The 15,808-nt window shown below is 38.6% G+C and carries 14 protein-coding genes; 5 read left to right on the top strand and 9 right to left on the bottom strand.

Annotated elements, in window-relative coordinates; all coding sequences use genetic code 11:
* Positions 1-503 precede the first annotated feature (503 nt).
* Positions 504-845: a thioredoxin family protein gene (locus tag AC0L3W_RS08350; protein WP_290039820.1), complete on the bottom strand. Its 342-nt coding sequence runs from the start codon at positions 843-845 to the stop codon at positions 504-506.
* A 478-nt stretch (positions 846-1,323) separates the two neighbouring features.
* Here AC0L3W_RS08350 and AC0L3W_RS08345 point away from each other — a divergent pair, with 478 nt between their 5' ends.
* A complete protein-coding gene (locus AC0L3W_RS08345) occupies positions 1,324-2,307 on the top strand; it encodes a DUF1852 domain-containing protein (RefSeq protein ID WP_290039819.1) in 984 nt (327 codons plus the stop codon).
* Positions 2,308-2,366: 59 nt separating this feature from the next.
* Positions 2,367-3,395: a methionine synthase gene (locus AC0L3W_RS08340; RefSeq protein ID WP_290039818.1), complete on the top strand. Its 1,029-nt coding sequence runs from the start codon at positions 2,367-2,369 to the stop codon at positions 3,393-3,395.
* Between the two features lie 141 nt (positions 3,396-3,536).
* Here the strand turns inward: AC0L3W_RS08340 and mtgA are convergent, their stop codons facing one another.
* The 4 genes from mtgA to AC0L3W_RS08320 form a co-directional block, all read right to left on the bottom strand.
* Positions 3,537-4,220, bottom strand: a complete 684-nt coding sequence (gene mtgA, locus AC0L3W_RS08335) for a monofunctional biosynthetic peptidoglycan transglycosylase (RefSeq protein WP_290039817.1) — start codon at positions 4,218-4,220, stop codon at positions 3,537-3,539.
* Between the two features lie 263 nt (positions 4,221-4,483).
* On the bottom strand, positions 4,484-4,882 hold the full coding sequence (locus AC0L3W_RS08330) for a DUF2061 domain-containing protein (RefSeq protein WP_354669230.1): 399 nt from the start codon (positions 4,880-4,882) through the stop codon (positions 4,484-4,486).
* A 292-nt stretch (positions 4,883-5,174) separates the two neighbouring features.
* A complete protein-coding gene (locus tag AC0L3W_RS08325; protein ID WP_290039816.1) occupies positions 5,175-6,254 on the bottom strand; it encodes a polysaccharide lyase family 7 protein in 1,080 nt (359 codons plus the stop codon).
* A gap of 187 nt (positions 6,255-6,441) precedes the next feature.
* Complete coding sequence (locus AC0L3W_RS08320) at positions 6,442-7,575, bottom strand: PQQ-dependent sugar dehydrogenase (RefSeq protein ID WP_290039815.1); 1,134 nt, start codon at positions 7,573-7,575, stop codon at positions 6,442-6,444.
* A gap of 310 nt (positions 7,576-7,885) precedes the next feature.
* Between AC0L3W_RS08320 and AC0L3W_RS08315 the strand changes: the two genes are divergently transcribed.
* Positions 7,886-8,662, top strand: coding sequence for a DUF1223 domain-containing protein (locus AC0L3W_RS08315; RefSeq protein ID WP_290039814.1), 777 nt, complete (start codon positions 7,886-7,888; stop codon positions 8,660-8,662).
* 219 nt (positions 8,663-8,881) lie between these two features.
* Entirely contained in the window at positions 8,882-10,666 is a 1,785-nt protein-coding gene (locus AC0L3W_RS08310; RefSeq protein ID WP_409439197.1) for a protein adenylyltransferase SelO, read from the top strand.
* Between the two features lie 119 nt (positions 10,667-10,785).
* On the opposite strand, the gene AC0L3W_RS08305 is transcribed toward AC0L3W_RS08310, so the two are convergent.
* The 4 genes from AC0L3W_RS08305 to AC0L3W_RS08290 all read right to left on the bottom strand — a co-directional run bounded on the left by AC0L3W_RS08305 (position 10,786) and on the right by AC0L3W_RS08290 (position 15,225).
* Positions 10,786-11,055 carry a hypothetical protein gene (locus AC0L3W_RS08305; protein ID WP_290039812.1) on the bottom strand — a complete coding sequence of 90 codons (270 nt, stop codon included), beginning with the start codon at positions 11,053-11,055 and terminating at the stop codon, positions 10,786-10,788.
* A gap of 41 nt (positions 11,056-11,096) precedes the next feature.
* Positions 11,097-11,975: an AEC family transporter gene (locus tag AC0L3W_RS08300; protein ID WP_290039811.1), complete on the bottom strand. Its 879-nt coding sequence runs from the start codon at positions 11,973-11,975 to the stop codon at positions 11,097-11,099.
* 348 nt (positions 11,976-12,323) lie between these two features.
* Positions 12,324-14,657: a glucose/quinate/shikimate family membrane-bound PQQ-dependent dehydrogenase gene (locus AC0L3W_RS08295; RefSeq protein ID WP_290039810.1), complete on the bottom strand. Its 2,334-nt coding sequence runs from the start codon at positions 14,655-14,657 to the stop codon at positions 12,324-12,326.
* 376 nt (positions 14,658-15,033) lie between these two features.
* Positions 15,034-15,225, bottom strand: coding sequence for a CsbD family protein (locus AC0L3W_RS08290; RefSeq protein ID WP_290039809.1), 192 nt, complete (start codon positions 15,223-15,225; stop codon positions 15,034-15,036).
* Between the two features lie 372 nt (positions 15,226-15,597).
* Here AC0L3W_RS08290 and AC0L3W_RS08285 point away from each other — a divergent pair, with 372 nt between their 5' ends.
* The gene (locus AC0L3W_RS08285) at positions 15,598-15,786 is read left to right on the top strand and encodes a hypothetical protein (RefSeq protein ID WP_290039808.1); all 189 of its coding nucleotides are present in this window, start codon (positions 15,598-15,600) and stop codon (positions 15,784-15,786) included.
* The last annotated feature ends 22 nt before the right edge of the window (positions 15,787-15,808 follow it).

Here is a 15,808-nt window from a genome sequence, read left to right as displayed (position 1 = left end):
AAAATTGTGGACAAATAGAGATGATTTAAGTTGGTTAGTAGTCACTAACAAATGGTTTCAGTTCAGCTCTGTTTTATAGGAAATGCAAACATTATTTTAGCTTTTTTTTTCACAGAAAATTATTTGAGGGAGAAATAGCTTTTTTATAAACTTAGAACTTGTTCATGTTTTTATTATCTTTTTTCATCGTTTTTTTTGTTGTATTTGGCACTTAATTATAGGCTTAAACTATCTACCAAAATGTGAGTGTTATATGGCTTTTCTTTACTAAAATACACTTACTTTTAGCGGGCATTAATAAGATTAAAATAAATGGGTTTTAAGCAACAAAAGTGCTTAGAAAAAGTGTGGTTATGCAAGATAAGCTCACCCTTAAAGATCTAATATAAAGGTGATAGGAAACCTTATTAAACCAAGATTATTAGCTTTATCTATGTACTTCCTGATTAATAATCAATTTTAAGCCTGTAATTGCTTTCGAAGACTATTAAATTCTGCATCTATTATTTGTTTAAAAATAGCTGTAGAGACTGTGACTCTGTTGGGCGAATCAAACGGGCAACCTCATCACCATCTTTTAATAAAATGAAGGTCGGCCATAGCTTGACCTTAAAAGCGCGGCCCAGTTGTTTACCTTTCCCGTCAAAGACTTTGATATGCCTTAATCGACTATATTTAGTATCCTCTGCAAAAGCCTCTTTGATTAATTCACTACCCAATTGGCAATGTGGACACCAGGGTGCTCCAAATTCAAGTAAAGTAAGGCCTAGCAATTCGCTTACTTCAGTAAAGGTAATGGTTTCTTCTTGATATTCAGGTTGAAAGCCAAGTTGATGCTTGTCCATATAGTTGTCCTGTAGTTATCTGCTTAATACGGCTTACAATAATGATCCAATATAAACCAGTTGAGCCGTATTTTGAAAAAGTATCAAATAATAGGTCCATTTTTAATATAACGTTTTGAGGGCAAAGGATACATTTTTCTCAATGCCTATTGTTTCCTGCGTTACATGACATCAGAAAATTCATTAAAGAAAAGCCCAACACTATCCAATCTTACAAAGGTGTTGTACTCAGTTCTGTTTTATCGTTGTTAATCACGTTAATTTTTGTTTATTAGTTATTTTCATGTTTATTTGAATATTAATCATTTTTGTTCATGTTTGATTTGGCGTATAAAATACTTACTGCTGTTTAATGCTAGGCAATATTACCCTGACTTTTATTATTTGGTGTTTCAGATACCAATAAGGGGATTGGCTAGGAAGTCTTAATAAACAAGGAGTGTGTAGATTTTATGATAGACAATTGGAGCTAAAAACGATGAATACAGATTTTACATTTACGGTTAACAGCACTGCTTTAGATGAGCATTACCAGCCAGCAGACAACACACGAGCGACAACAAACTTTGCTAATCTGGCTCGTGGAGAAAACCGCCAGCATAATTTACGCAACGCATTTAAGATGATCGATAATCGATTTAATCGCTTAGCTCATTGGGATAACGCTGAAGCAAAGCGTTACTCTGTTGAACTTGAAATCGTTTCTGTTGAAATGAATATTCAGAATAGTATGCAAACTTTTCCCTCCATTGAAATGTTAAAAACTAATATTGTTGATCATCAAAGCGGGCTGCGTATTGATGGGGTTGTTGGCAACAATTTCTCATCTTATATACGTGATTACGATTTTAGTATTTTGTTGTCAGCACATAACAAAGGTAAGTCTTCATTCACTGTACCTGAAAATTTTGGTGAGCTGCATGGAAGGCTATTTAAGTCTTTTTTAAACTCTCCTGCTTATAAAGCATACTTTATTAAAAAACCGGTTATTTGTTTGAGTGTGGCGGAAACTAAAACCTATCAACGTACAGGTAATCAGCATCCGATATTAGGTATTGAGTATCAGCCTAATGCCTCCTCATTAACGGAACAATATTTTAGAAAGATGGGCTTACAGGTACGTTATTTCATGCCTGAAAATGCGGTAGCGCCACTGGCTTTCTACTTTATGGGGGATTTGTTGAATGATTACACAAATCTGGAACTAATCAGCACCATTAGCACGATGGAAACTTTCCAGAAGATCTATCGACCTGAAATTTACAATGCCAATACAGTGGCTAGTGATATTTATAAGCCTGATTTAAAGCATGTAGATTATTCATTAACACATATTTTATATGACCGAGATGAGCGCAGTCGATTAGGCATAGCACAAGGTAAGTTTGCTGAGGAGTTTTTCATCAAACCACATAAAAAGTTATTAGAACAGTTGGATACCCAGCCAGCTTGTTTTGCTTAATAGCCCAATAAAAACAGTAAAAGAATTAACATAAAATACCCTAAACAGGATGAATATTGATGAAAGTATTATTACCCACTTCTACGGCAGGCAGCTTGCCAAAACCGTCTTGGCTTGCAGAGTCTGAAACATTATGGTCACCGTGGAAACTACAAGAACAAACATTAGTTGATGGTAAAAAAGATGCATTGTGCTTAGCGTTACACCAACAGCAACTTGCAGGTATCGATATTGTCAGTGATGGCGAACAAACCCGTCAGCATTTTGTGACTACCTTTATTGAGCACCTTAATGGCGTGGATTTTGAGAACCGTAAAATTGTTAAAATTCGTGACCGATATGATGCGAGTGTACCGACTGTAATTGGTCCCGTTAGCCGACAAAAATCAGTATTTGTTGAAGATGCGAAATTTTTACGTCAACAAACTGATCAACCCATTAAATGGGCCTTACCTGGGCCAATGACCATGATTGACACTCTTTATGATGATCATTATAAAAGCCGAAAAGAACTGGCTTGGCAATTTGCAATCATCCTTAATCAGGAAGCGAAAGAGTTAGAAGCGGCAGGCGTGGATATTATTCAATTTGATGAACCGGCCTTTAATGTGTTTTTTGATGAAGTAAATGAGTGGGGGATTGCATGTTTAGAAAGGGCCATTGAAGGGCTTAAATGTGAAACTGCTGTACACATTTGTTACGGATATGGCATTAAAGCCAATACCGACTGGAAGAAAACATTAGGTAACGAATGGCGTCAATATGAAGCGGTTTTCCCTAAATTGAAAGCCTCTAACATTGATATTATCTCTTTGGAGTGTCACAACTCGCATGTTCCAATGGAATTACTAGCCCTTATTCGAGGTAAAAAAGTGATGGTAGGAGCGATTGATGTTGCAAGCAATGTGATTGAAACCCCGCAAGAAGTCGCTAATACGCTAAGAGAAGCACTTAAATATGTGGATGCAGATAAACTGTACCCTTGTACTAACTGCGGTATGGCACCTTTATCACGTGAAGTTGCACTGGGTAAATTAAATGCACTTAGTGCTGGCGCCGCAATTATACGTCAAGAATTGATCGCCTAGTACGTTAATAAGCAAGTGAAAAACTGGATGGGGCAGTCGTTTGCCCCAAATATGATCTATTCATTGCGTAGTGTAAATTAGCCGGTAGGCGACTGTGGTAGATGATAGCTACTGCGTTTTATTATAGCTCCCTTGAGAAAGTTAATTTTCAAGAATAGGTTTAAGATAACCTGCGCCTAGTTGTCGCATTTGACGTTCGACCCAAATCACTCGTTGGCTGAGTTTAGCCGTTAGATTACGTGGATCACGAGTACGCGGGCTAGGTAATAATACTGCTAACTGTGCTGTTTGATGAGCAGTGAGTTGGGTCGCTGACTTGCCAAAGTAATGTTGGCTGGCCGCTTCAACCCCATAAATGCCTTTTCCAAACTCTGCAATGTTCAAATACACTTCCAAAATACGCTTTTTACCCCAAGCAGCTTCTAGGCTGAGCGCTAAACCGGCCTCTAAACCTTTACGGATAAAGCTTCTGCCTGACCATAGGAAAATATTTTTTGCTGTTTGTTGGGTAATCGTGCTTGCGCCACGTAACCCATCACCGTCATCGTATTGTTCAAGTGCATCAACAATCGCTGTAAAATCGACGCCAAAGTGAGTGGGAAAACGTTGATCTTCAGAGGCTACAACAGCCAACGACATAGCAGGTGAGAGCTTATCAATACTGATCCATTTCTGTGTTACAGGATATGGGCTTTGTAACATAAAAGCAGAGGTCGGTAATGGTACAAAGCGAAATAGTAGCAGGGTCAATATCATTAACAAAAGTAAACGCCACAGGACATACCAGATTTTGCCTAATAAACTCGATTTTTTCTTCTTTGCCATGTGTTGTCTCTAATTGGTTTTTACGAAACGTTTGCATTGTGCGCTTCGAATAAAGTTTGTATTTATATCTCTGCTTCACTCGCTCACAGGAGACAACCCAATAGCATGCCATATTTTTAATATTTTATCTCTTTTTCCAAAGAGTGAGGCTGGTGTGCGAAAAATATATGAGGAGCGGAAACGAGTAATTTTCCTGCTAGGTCTTTATGTTAATTATAAAGACCTAGCAGGAAGGGGGGATGAAGTTTTTTAACTAAATGTCATTAAACGCACATAGCCTGTTCAATTTCATAATCTGATTGTTTATTTTTGTTACCCCATGCTTTTTCATGGAAGAAGTAAGCAAAAGAGTTAATGGTTGGCTCAATCGTTGCCATTAAACCGCCGATGAATGCATCGCCAGTTAAAGCGAAAGTAACAGCAAAGGCAACATTAAAGTGAATCACAGCAAAGCTGATTGTTTTTGCCTTGGTCATTGACTCGCGCTTTTTAAGGAAAGGCACATGTTGCCAAACTTTTTCATGAAAATAGAAGGCTACGGTATTAATAGATGGTTCGATAATCGCAATCAAACTGCCCAATAAAAAATTACCTGTCAAAGCAAAAGCAACTAGGGTTGCGATGCTGAAGTGGATGCCTGCAAAAGTAATTGTTTTAGCCATTGTGTGTCCCTCTTAAAGTATGTCTCTGTTATGTGTAGCTATTATTGATACTTATTATCATTAAGTAAAATGGGTAGTTTCTATACTATTGATAGGTTTTTATGTGAAACTTTTAATTTTTGATAGGTTTTTTTGTTTGTTTTTTTCGGGATAACTCTAAGTAATTGAATTATATTGATTAAATAAAGTAGGTTAAATTGATCTGAAAAGGTTAATCGGGAGAGGTAAGGCTATCCTGATTAGATAGAGGTTATAAAAACCGTTAATTAAACGGTTTTTATAACTGATCGAGTTAATTGCTTGGCGCTTCTGAAGTGCTTAATTCGATATTATAGAAAGTAGCTTGCGCGTAATCCCCGTTGGCTTTATCTATAGCCCACTCTCCTGTGCCGGGACAATTGGTGTACCATATGCCGGGCGCATCTTTACTGCTACATTGGTTATATGCGCCTGCCTTAAAATAAAACCAATCTTTTTGATATCCGTCTGGGTTATCTAACGCATCTACTTTACCGTAAGCATCAATGTTGTTGGATAAATCAATTTGATAGTTTACTTCAGCCTGGTTTTTGGTGGTAAAGGTAAGGTACATAATATTGTTGTGCACGTTAATCACATAACTAAACTCTTCTCCTAATGCGATCCCTGTAGCCGCAGGATCTGTTGGGTTTTCCCAGGTATTTCCCCAAACTGGGTAGGCGACATCAGTACGGTTAGGATCTTTTCTCGGTAGGTTTTTTTCATAAGTCCAAAAAACTGAGCCTGTTGTATGATTTGGCCACTTTTTATAATAAATTTTAATCGGTTCATTTCCCCAGCCAAACTGGTCATCTGTACCATATAGAAGATATTCATCTTTACCTGCATGTATCTGACCGACAACCATAGAGTAAGCAGGGGGCTTATTTGGATAGCCTGCGTGTAAAGAGACTGCATCTACTTTTAATGTGGCTTTTAATTGCCCACCGACACCGGCAAATTTCTTTGCATTGGGATTAGCGGCCAGTGCAAAGTTATTCATCTTATCTTTAGGTCCACCCCCTGAGTTTCCGTTCATCATCTGTCTTAATTCACTGCGGGTATTGGTTGAACCGCCCGTTGTAGGAGCTTTGTTTGGTGTGGCAAAGACAACACCACCTTCAGTATTCGCATAGAAAAAATCAGTGTTGTAAAATGTTTTAATATCACTGACGCTAACTTCTCTCGCTTTACCGCTGTTCGCCTCTAAGGGCAGGGTGATTTTCCAATAACTTAAATCAATAATATCTGCTGGCCATACTCCATTTTCAGGAGGGGGAAGGGTACAACCAGAGAGTAATATAGATACACTGACACTGCTCAGTACATATTTTAAAGGTGGATAACGCGTCATAGAAACATTCCTGAATTAATGTAAGTATTAGATAAATCCAGTGTAACCCTAACGCTTTTCATATTTGTAATACAATTATGTAATTGTGAAGTGAGCCTTCAGATAAGTTAATGATAAAAGTTCATTCTTGATGAAGCTCACTAAAGCCACTATGAACCAAAAGGCAATGACAATAAAAGACTAATCATTAGCTTTCTTCAGGGAGTAACCTTAGGATACCTTTACCATCAATGCCTAAGTAAATATAACCATCGTTACCTTGCATAACATTTCTTACTCTACCAATACCCGCTAATAACTTAGTTTGTTTCATTACGTGTTTATTGTTTATTTCTAGCAAGACTAAATGCCCATATTTCATTCCTCCGAGCAATACCTTACCTTGCCATTGCGGATATTGTTCACTGCTAATATAGGCCATACCGGAAGGTGCGATGGAGGGATCCCAATAGAGTTTAGGCTGCTCCATTCCTTGCTTTTCAGTAATATCAGTATAGTTAGTACCAATATAATTAGTGCCATAGCCAATAACAGGCCAACCATAATTTTTCCCCGCTTCAATTAAATTAACTTCATCACCACCTCTTGGACCATGTTCATGTGACCAAAGTTGAGTATTGTCAGCAAGTGTCACTAAACCTTGTGGATTACGATGTCCATAGGAGTAGATGGCTTTTTTGGCGTTAGCTTGTTGATAAAAAGGATTGGAGGTCGGGATACTACCATCAAGATTTAATCGATAAATTTTACCGCCGTCTAATGATAGGTTTTGTGGATTTTTATCACGTTGTCCACGGTCTCCAATGGAAAAATATACAAACTGATCCGTCACGGCAATACGACTGCCATAATGTTGGCCTTTATTTGAATCACCTTCACCAAGGTATAGCTGTTTCTGCTCAACTAACCTATGGTTATTCAGATCTAATTTAGCTCGCATTAAAGCGGTGTTACTGGCTGTCTTATTATTATTGATATATTGGCTAGCATAGGTGAAAAAAACAACTTGGTTATTTTCAAACTTAGGATGCAAAGCAATGTCAAGTAAGCCACCTTGTCCATTGCTATCAATTTCTGGTAAACCTACTATTTCAATGGAAGGTTTACCTTCGCTTAATAACCATAATTTACCTGAACGTTCCGTCGCTAAAATCTGCTCATTGGGTAATTGAACCATACCCCATGGAATAATGATATCAGGCCAAACTACTTGTGTTTGATAAGGCGTTTTATCTTCAAACATAGGCAGTGAAAGGTCAGCTTGTACTGTGCTCGCCAACAAACTGAAGTGAATGAATAGTAGTTTCTGCCAACAAGTCATAATATTTCCTTAGCACATTGAAAATAGATGGTTACAAAGAATAGGTAGATTGTGGTGATTAATTTTTAACCACTTTATTATGCGAATATTGAAGTAGGTTTACAAGACTGGGCGTCACTTATTATCTAATTGATATTTCATTGGAAATACTCTCCATTTCACTTTGTGTTACAAGAATTTATGTTTTTAATGCAATCAAATCTCTTTTTACTAGGTCTTCTAAACACAATCAGCTACCTAATTGATATAAAACAGCAAAAATCGATAGGTTAGTTGAATGTTGGATCGCTTAGCAAATAAAGAGGACAGAATGAAAAAATTAATTACATCTAGTTTGTTAGCCGTTGCTATGCTCAGCCAACAACAAGTGCTCGCTGAAACGTTTAATAGTGGGGTAAATAAGGTCGCTTTAGTTGAGCTTTTTAGCTCTGAAGGTTGTAGTTCTTGCCCGCCAGCAGAGAAAAAGCTGAGTCAACTCGTTGGTGACCCACAATTATTTCAAACCTTTGTGCCAGTGGCTTTTCATGTCGATTATTGGGATAGATTAGGTTGGACAGATCGCTTTGCCACACCTGAATATACAGCTAGACAATATAGCTTGTCAGCAAATGGTCTTCAACGCAGCGTGTACACACCTAACTTTATTATTTCAGGTGAAGAGTGGAAAGGCTTTTTTAGAGGGCATTCTATACAGGGTGCCGTAGAAGCCATGGCTAAAAGCGCAATTGGTAATTTAAAAATTGATTATCAATCATTAGATTCTCAGCATCAAGTCAAAGCGATTTTTTCACCAAGTGAAGGGGTTGTTGCTGATCAAAGTAAACCACTTATTTTATCCGTCGCCCCCTTAGGAATGGATTTAAAAAGTAATGTTAAGCGCGGCGAAAACCGTAATAAGCAATTACGCCATGAATTTGTTGCACTGGATTGGCAAAAAATGGCGATGACATTTGAAAATAACCAATGGGTGGCGACGTTGAATTTATCTAAAGATGCCCATCAAGAGCAAGCTCAGGCAATTAGTGCATGGGTTAGTAAAGGAAGCAGTTTAACGCCTATTCAAGCAGTAGGAGGATTTATCCAATAGCGAGTTATCGAAAATACTTTTAAAAGGGGCTAATGACCGTGCAGAGGATTAGCTCCTGATTATTTTTTAAATCAAATTGCCTACATCGGTTCGTTAGTCATTTCCGCTTAATGCCAGGCTATAAATTAGTCGCTCACAATAAGTACAGAAGTCTCTAGCATATCGGGGTAAGATATCAGGTATACACTTTTATCTTGATCAACCTTGGTATAAATCATTATGACAAACCAACAGCCTCAGAAAAAAAATTCAACAACACCTATTATTTCGACCTTCAGTGAGCTTGCTAACTTGGCGAATTATTCTTTCATGGATAGGCTTAACTGCGATCCTGATGCGACAGAAAATGGTGTTGACCATACTGAACGACAAGTTTTCTCAGGCCATTATGTGCCAGTTAAACCAACCCCTATTAAAGACCCGCAATATGTTGCGCACAGTAAGCGTTTTTTTGCTGAACTTGGTTTAGCGGACGGTCTAGCTGAGTCTGCGGATTTTATGCGATTATTCTCCGGGGACATTACTCAAGTACCTGAGCCAATGCGCAAAGTAGGGTGGGCGACAGGATATGCACTTTCTATTTACGGTGTTGAGTTCATTCACCAGTGCCCGTTTCAAACTGGTAACGGATATGGAGATGGCCGTGCTATCTCAGTACTTGAAGCGGTGATTAACGGTCAACGTTGGGAAATGCAGTTAAAAGGTGGTGGCCGTACTCCATATTGTCGTGGTGCCGATGGTCGCGCAGTGTTACGTTCAAGCGTCCGTGAATTCTTGGCGCAGGATCATATGCATGCCCTGGGTGTGGCTACTTCACGTTCTTTGAGTTTGTATGTTTCAAAAACTGAAACGGTACAGCGTGGGTGGTATGCAGAAGGATCACGATCGGAAAATCCGGATATGATGGTTACTGAGCCTGTTGCTATTTCAACACGTGTTGCTCCATCATTCCTACGCGTTGGACAAATCGAACTGTTCGCTCGTCGTACCCGTGACGATGGCGAATATGATGAGCAGCTTCACGCCATTGATGAACTTGAAAAAATAGTATTGCACTTGATCGACCGTGAATACGCGGAAGTGATTGACAAAGCACTAAGCACGCCCGAAAAGATAGTCCAATTGGCAGGTGAGTTTCGTGAGCGTCTCACCTCATTAATTGCAAACTGGATCCGTGTTGGTTTTTGCCAAGGTAACTTCAACAGCGATAACTGTGCTGCTGGTGGTTTTACCTTAGATTATGGCCCTTTCGGGTTTAGTGACCTGTTTAATCCTCATTACCAGCCTTGGACGGGCGGCGGTAATCACTTCTCGTTTATGAACCAACCTAAGGCTGCACAAAGTAACTTTGAAATGTTTTGCTCAGCATTAAAACCACTATTGGCAACCGATCAAGACGCTTTATCTGCACTTGAAGACATTCAAAGTGAGTTTTCAACCGTGATGGAATCGAAAATGCAAGCTATGTGGGCTGCTAAGCTTGGTCTCAGTTCATTGGATAAGCCTGAACACATGGCAGTACTTCGTGAGTTACAGATGATAATGATGCAAACGCCTATCGATTATACGATTTTCTTTAGAGAGTTATCGTCGATCCCTAACGATATTCGCCCACTTAAGAAAAGCTTCTACACAAATTTAATGCATAAAAGTGCTGAGCAGGAAGCCGAGAGTCAGCAGGTAGATACACGTTGGATAGAATGGTTTGTTAAATGGAAAGCGCTACTTATTAGTGACTGTAATGCCAATGCAGGTACAACACTTGAAGATGTGTCAAAGCAGATGAAGCAAGTGAACCCTAAATACATTTTACGTGAATGGCTACTTAAACCTGCTTATCAACAAGCAGCAGTAGGGGATGACAGTTTAATTCAAGAGCTACAAGAAGTGATGGCGAACCCATACGAAGAACAGTCGCAGTCAGTGGAAGATAAGTTTTATCGCTTGAAGCCGCTTGAGTTCTTTAATGTTGGTGGGGTATCTCACCTCAGTTGCTCGTCGTAATTCGTTGATCCCAAATCAGTGGTAACTGAACAAAGCTTAATAGCCCATTGTTAATGGGCAACGCCAGCTTAGCGGTCAGTTATTCAGCTAGATATTGTTGAAGTGGTATTCGTATTAATTTATGTGAGTACCGCTGTTATCAAGAAAAGAGCAGCGAAGAGAAGCGTATTCGAAAAAACTGCGCGAGCATAATTTGCTTCACCTTTACGATACCAGTTACCGAATATAAATGGCTTGTTAACTTGCATTTTTAACTCAGCAATACTCATATTTTTGTTGATCTTAAGATGGTGCCCAAATACAAAAATTCGTTTAAATAGAATGCAAGAAATAAGGTTGATCCCGATGACTAGCGTTGGCACAGTTATAATCAATGCAATAAAGTCCATTTATCCCCCATAGGTTATAACAACCATTTTACGATCACCTTTTAGCCTAGTGACAAAGCTATAACCAGCACAATAGGAAGCGTGATAATGCTGAAAAAATTGCTGAATAACACCATCGATGCCACTTTTTCTGGCCCAATATTAAATCTTTCTGCGAGCATATAATTCATCACCGCTGGCGGTAGCATAGTAAACAAAAGCAACATTTGTAAATGTAGTGTTGGTAACGGGATAAATAGATAGATTGCTATAAAGGCAATTGCACCTGTAACAAATGACAATACCGTACACATAATCCCAACCTTTAAACCACTAAGGCGAATATTACACATCTGAGAGCCAAGTGATAACAGCATAATCGGGATAGAAGCGCCGCCGAGTAAATGGGTGGCATCATAAAGCGGTTTCCATATGCCTACGCCACTAAGATTTAATACTAACCCTAACAAAGCCGCTAAAAATACCGGCATAGTCAGCATCTTTTTAATAGGGCTCCCATCACTTAATAAAGCGATGCCGATACTAAGGTGTGCGCAGGATGAGATAACAAAAAGCAATACAGCGGGGGCAAGTGCGGTATCCCCAAAAGTATAGGTAAACAAAGGAATAGCTAAGTTACCGCTATTTCTGAACATATTCGACGGTGCCCAAATTTTAAAATTTAACTTAAAAACTTTGCAAATAGGGACCATTAATAGGCCAGGTAATAATACAGCGACAACTGATGCTGTAATTAATGGGAGTTGTCCCATTTCCATTGGCATTACTGCTAAAGATGAGAATACAAGTGCTGGAACAAGTACATCCATATTGATGCGATTGATTGGTTTGAAGTCTGGTTTTAACCAGCGGCCAATAAAAAATCCAACAAGAGTTATCGCAAAAACAGGAAAAAGTATCCCAACAACTTGTGCAAACATAATCATCCTTATGTTCTAAATAGAGAGAGGCCTACTCTTAACTCGATAATGCGTTTAATTAGGCTTTGAACATATTTAATAACATAAACTATTTATATCAACAATATAATGCGGATTGTTATTTTATTGTTTGGGATTGTTGATGTCTTTTGAGGGGGAAGAGTAACTTATTCCTTCGGTCTCCCTAGTAATGTATCGCTTTAATTGATCTACAGAAAAAGGCAACTGTAACAATTTTGATGCTATTCCTTTGAGATAAAAGAATAAGTACCTTTTTAACGCATAGCCCATATAAATAGACTAAATATAACCCAGCATTCTTGAGTTATATTTAGCCCTTGGCTATTGCTATTTCTTTAGTTTATAAGCAATAACATAATCACCAATTGTTGTTCCAATAGAACCATGACCACCTGCAACTTGCACGACCATTTGTTCACCTTTACTGTTTAAATAGGTCATTGGAGTGGCTTGCCCACCTGCTGGTAATCGCGCTTTCCACAGCTCCTTACCATCGGATAGGTTGTAAGCTCGCAAGTAATTATCAACCGTCGCCGCCATAAATACGATGCCGCTATCAGTAATAATTGGACCACCAATACCAGGTACACCCATTTCAATTGGCAGTTTAAGTGGCGTCATATCTTCAATAGTGCCATTCTTATGTTTCCAAACCGTCTGACCAGTTTTAAGGTTTGCACCAGCTACAAATCCCCAAGGAGGTTGTTGGCAGGGAATGCCCAGTGGAGAAAGGAATGGTTTTAAATCTACAGCATAATCAGCCCCTTCATTTGAATTAACCCCTTGTTCCCCTTTATTTGAACCACTTAAATCGAGTCCTTCTTTGGGCACTAATGTTGATGTAAAAGCAAGGTAAAGAGGCATTCCAAATAATTGCTGACGTTTAGGATCTATTGCAATACTGCCCCAGTTGAATACACCAAAGTTACCTGGGTATATAATTGAGCCTTGTTCTGATGGTGGTGTGTAACGACCCTCATAGCGTAATTTTTTAAAGTTAATTCTGCATATTAACTGGTCTAATGGCGTTGCTCCCCACATATCCGATTCTGTTAATTTTTCTGGTTTAAAAGATAAAGCAGAAGTCGGTTGAGTTTTAGCTGTGTGATCTCCAACAATCGCACCTTGTGGAGCAGCTTCTTCGGTGATCGGCAATATAGCTTCACCTGTCGCTCTATTAAGCACATAAATATCGCCTTGCTTGGTTGGAATTACCAAAGCGGGTTGTTTTCCTGTTTCAGTGTCTAGATCTAATAAAGAAGGTTGAGCAGGCGTATCCATATCCCATAAATCATGATGAACAAACTGTTGAACCCAAGCGACTTGACCTGTTTTAAGACTCAATGCCACAACAGATGTTGCATATTTTTCTTCAGCAGGTGTGCGGTATATACCTAGTTGATCGGGAGTTCGGTTACCCATTGGGAAATAAGCTAATCCTAACTCCTCATCTGCACTCGCAACAGACCAGCTATTTGGTGAGCTAGTTGCATATAGTTCATCTTCTCCAATTGGTGCTGTTTTATTTGGCTTTCCTGAATCCCAGTTCCACATTAACTCACCCGTCTTCACGTCATAAGCTCGGATCACACCAGAAGGCGAATTAATATCGTAATTATCATTTACTGAACCAGCCACGATGACTACACCACCTGCTACTAATGGAGGCGACGTTGAATAATAATAACCAGATTGTTTAAATGGCATATTGTGCATTAAATCTAACTCTCCGTTCTCGGCAAAGTTAGCACAGCGCGCTCCTGTAACAGGGTCAACGGCGATAAGACGTGCATCTGATGTGGGTAAAAATAATTGTGCATCGCATTGTAATGCGCTTAGATTTTCTGAAGGTGTTGAAATGGTTTGAACATCAGGAAGTGGTTTACTATCACTTGGTGGTAAATAAGAAACTCCACGACAAGTTTGATGCTGGCGCTGACTTTCAGCGGGTACTTTGGCGTCGTAAACCCATTGCTCTTCACCTGTATCTGCATTTAAAGCAATAAGCCAATTATGAGGCGTACAAAGGTAAAGTGCATTACCTATTTTAAGTGGGGTTGCTTCATAAGTGGTTTCGCCTACATCTTTAGGGCCTTTTTTATCACCTGTTTGATATTGCCAAGCCAATTGTAATTGATCGACATTCTCAGGTGTAATGTTAGCCAAAGGAGAAAATCGTTGCCCCAAATTGCTTCTACCATAAGCATTCCAATCACTTTCATCTACATCACTTGAAAAGGGCATACTAACAGCTCGCGGTAATTGACCCTCTACCGTTGTCGGGGATGTAACCATTAAAGGGGAAAGCGTAGTGGCACTGGTCGCTAACCAGACGGGCAATAAAAATATCCAACCGCGACGATGTTTAACAAAAGCAATTAAGAGGAGAGGGATTGCTAACACTAGGAAAAGTCCCATTCTAGTTGCTAAAGGCCACCAACTGAGACCTGATTCAAGAATTGACCAAACCATTGTCGCCATTAAAAAAATAGCGTAAATAAAGTTAGCGTATGCATTTTTGTTACGCACTAATAATGACACCGCAATGAATGCTATTCCGGCTAAGCAATAATATAAGCTACCACCCAACGCAATTAGCCAACCACCGCCGAGCAATAAGGCTAAACCTATAATAAAAAATAACCCTGATAAAATGATCATAAACACTATCCTTATTTTTTGTGACCTTTGGATACTGATAAAACATGTTGATAAATAGAGTTTTAGTTAGTTGTGATAAATAAAACCTATTAAGAACTGAATTGATTGTGTCTTTTTATAAACTGTATTTTTGTGTGAAACTTAAAATTATTTTGGTATTGAAAATATACTAATGAGTCAATTAACAATCGTGACGAGATTTTGAGCTCGATTAATACCAGCTTAGATTCAATTTTTGGGGGATTTTTTAGCGCTTTTTATAGACACCAAACTCCCTTTTAATGAAAATAAAACTTCATTTTATTGTTTGAAAAAAAGGCCAATTGAATTGGCCTTGAATAAATTATTTAATAAACATTACATAAGAGGTTAAGACCTATGAGAATGTCTTATTAAACTCTTTTTCTGCTTCATCTTTTTCCATACCGTATTTTTCTTGCATTTTGCCTTGGAATACTTCTAGGTTACCGTCAATTTCTTGTAAGTCATCATCTGTTAACTTACCCCATTTCTCTTTGATAGTACCTGAAACTTGTTTCCACTGACCTTTCATAATGTCGTTATTCATAATATAACTCCTTAAGTTAGCTTGAATAAATGCAATATAGTGATTGCGTCGATGTTCTTAATAAGAAGCGTTACAAGTTGCATGCCAACATTTAAGGTGTTGATTATTAATGTTATTTTTTAGTTGGTGAAATTAAAGGTCTGCTCACCCTGTAACTATTACAGGGCCAATTGAAAGGTTTTCATGAAGTTCATTATGGAAAGAGGGGCGTTAGAAGTGCCATCATTCCTTAGCTTGCTGAAATCTAAAAATCTCATTTTCAACGTCTCCTTGCTAATGCATAGTGATGTAATGCCCATATACATTGATCTATATGCTATGTTGAACACATGATGTAACTATTACAATAAGTGGAATCGTTAAGGGGAGAGTATGACAATTATCTGGATCTTGATTGCGTTATTTGGTGCTGTTGCCTTGATGGTGATACTCGGTGAGCGTTATGCCAAGCCTATTGATGCGAAACAACAAGCTAAGTACAGTAAAATCTTACCTATTTTAGTATTTGCCATGCTATTCATAGCATTAATCAAACAAGTGTTTGAATCTGGTTACCTTTAATACTTTGTTCTGAACGGTAACC

This window comes from Psychromonas sp. KJ10-5, assembly GCF_055808325.1.
Note: the sequence above shows the minus strand (reverse complement) of the source record. Positions and strands in the feature narration are given on the sequence as shown.

Coding starts and splice junctions, on each gene's coding strand:
- AC0L3W_RS08320 (WP_290039815.1), bottom strand. CDS start 7,575: ATGACTTGTTGGCAGAAACTACTATTCATTCACTTCAGTTTGTTGGCG.
- AC0L3W_RS08330 (WP_354669230.1), bottom strand. CDS start 4,882: ATGGCTAAAACAATTACTTTTGCAGGCATCCACTTCAGCATCGCAACC.
- AC0L3W_RS08345 (WP_290039819.1), top strand. CDS start 1,324: ATGAATACAGATTTTACATTTACGGTTAACAGCACTGCTTTAGATGAG.
- AC0L3W_RS08300 (WP_290039811.1), bottom strand. CDS start 11,975: ATGTTTGCACAAGTTGTTGGGATACTTTTTCCTGTTTTTGCGATAACT.
- mtgA (WP_290039817.1), bottom strand. CDS start 4,220: ATGGCAAAGAAGAAAAAATCGAGTTTATTAGGCAAAATCTGGTATGTC.
- AC0L3W_RS08310 (WP_409439197.1), top strand. CDS start 8,882: ATGACAAACCAACAGCCTCAGAAAAAAAATTCAACAACACCTATTATT.
- AC0L3W_RS08285 (WP_290039808.1), top strand. CDS start 15,598: ATGACAATTATCTGGATCTTGATTGCGTTATTTGGTGCTGTTGCCTTG.
- AC0L3W_RS08340 (WP_290039818.1), top strand. CDS start 2,367: ATGAAAGTATTATTACCCACTTCTACGGCAGGCAGCTTGCCAAAACCG.
- AC0L3W_RS08305 (WP_290039812.1), bottom strand. CDS start 11,055: ATGGACTTTATTGCATTGATTATAACTGTGCCAACGCTAGTCATCGGG.
- AC0L3W_RS08295 (WP_290039810.1), bottom strand. CDS start 14,657: ATGATCATTTTATCAGGGTTATTTTTTATTATAGGTTTAGCCTTATTG.
- AC0L3W_RS08325 (WP_290039816.1), bottom strand. CDS start 6,254: ATGACGCGTTATCCACCTTTAAAATATGTACTGAGCAGTGTCAGTGTA.
- AC0L3W_RS08290 (WP_290039809.1), bottom strand. CDS start 15,225: ATGAATAACGACATTATGAAAGGTCAGTGGAAACAAGTTTCAGGTACT.
- AC0L3W_RS08350 (WP_290039820.1), bottom strand. CDS start 845: ATGGACAAGCATCAACTTGGCTTTCAACCTGAATATCAAGAAGAAACC.
- AC0L3W_RS08315 (WP_290039814.1), top strand. CDS start 7,886: ATGAAAAAATTAATTACATCTAGTTTGTTAGCCGTTGCTATGCTCAGC.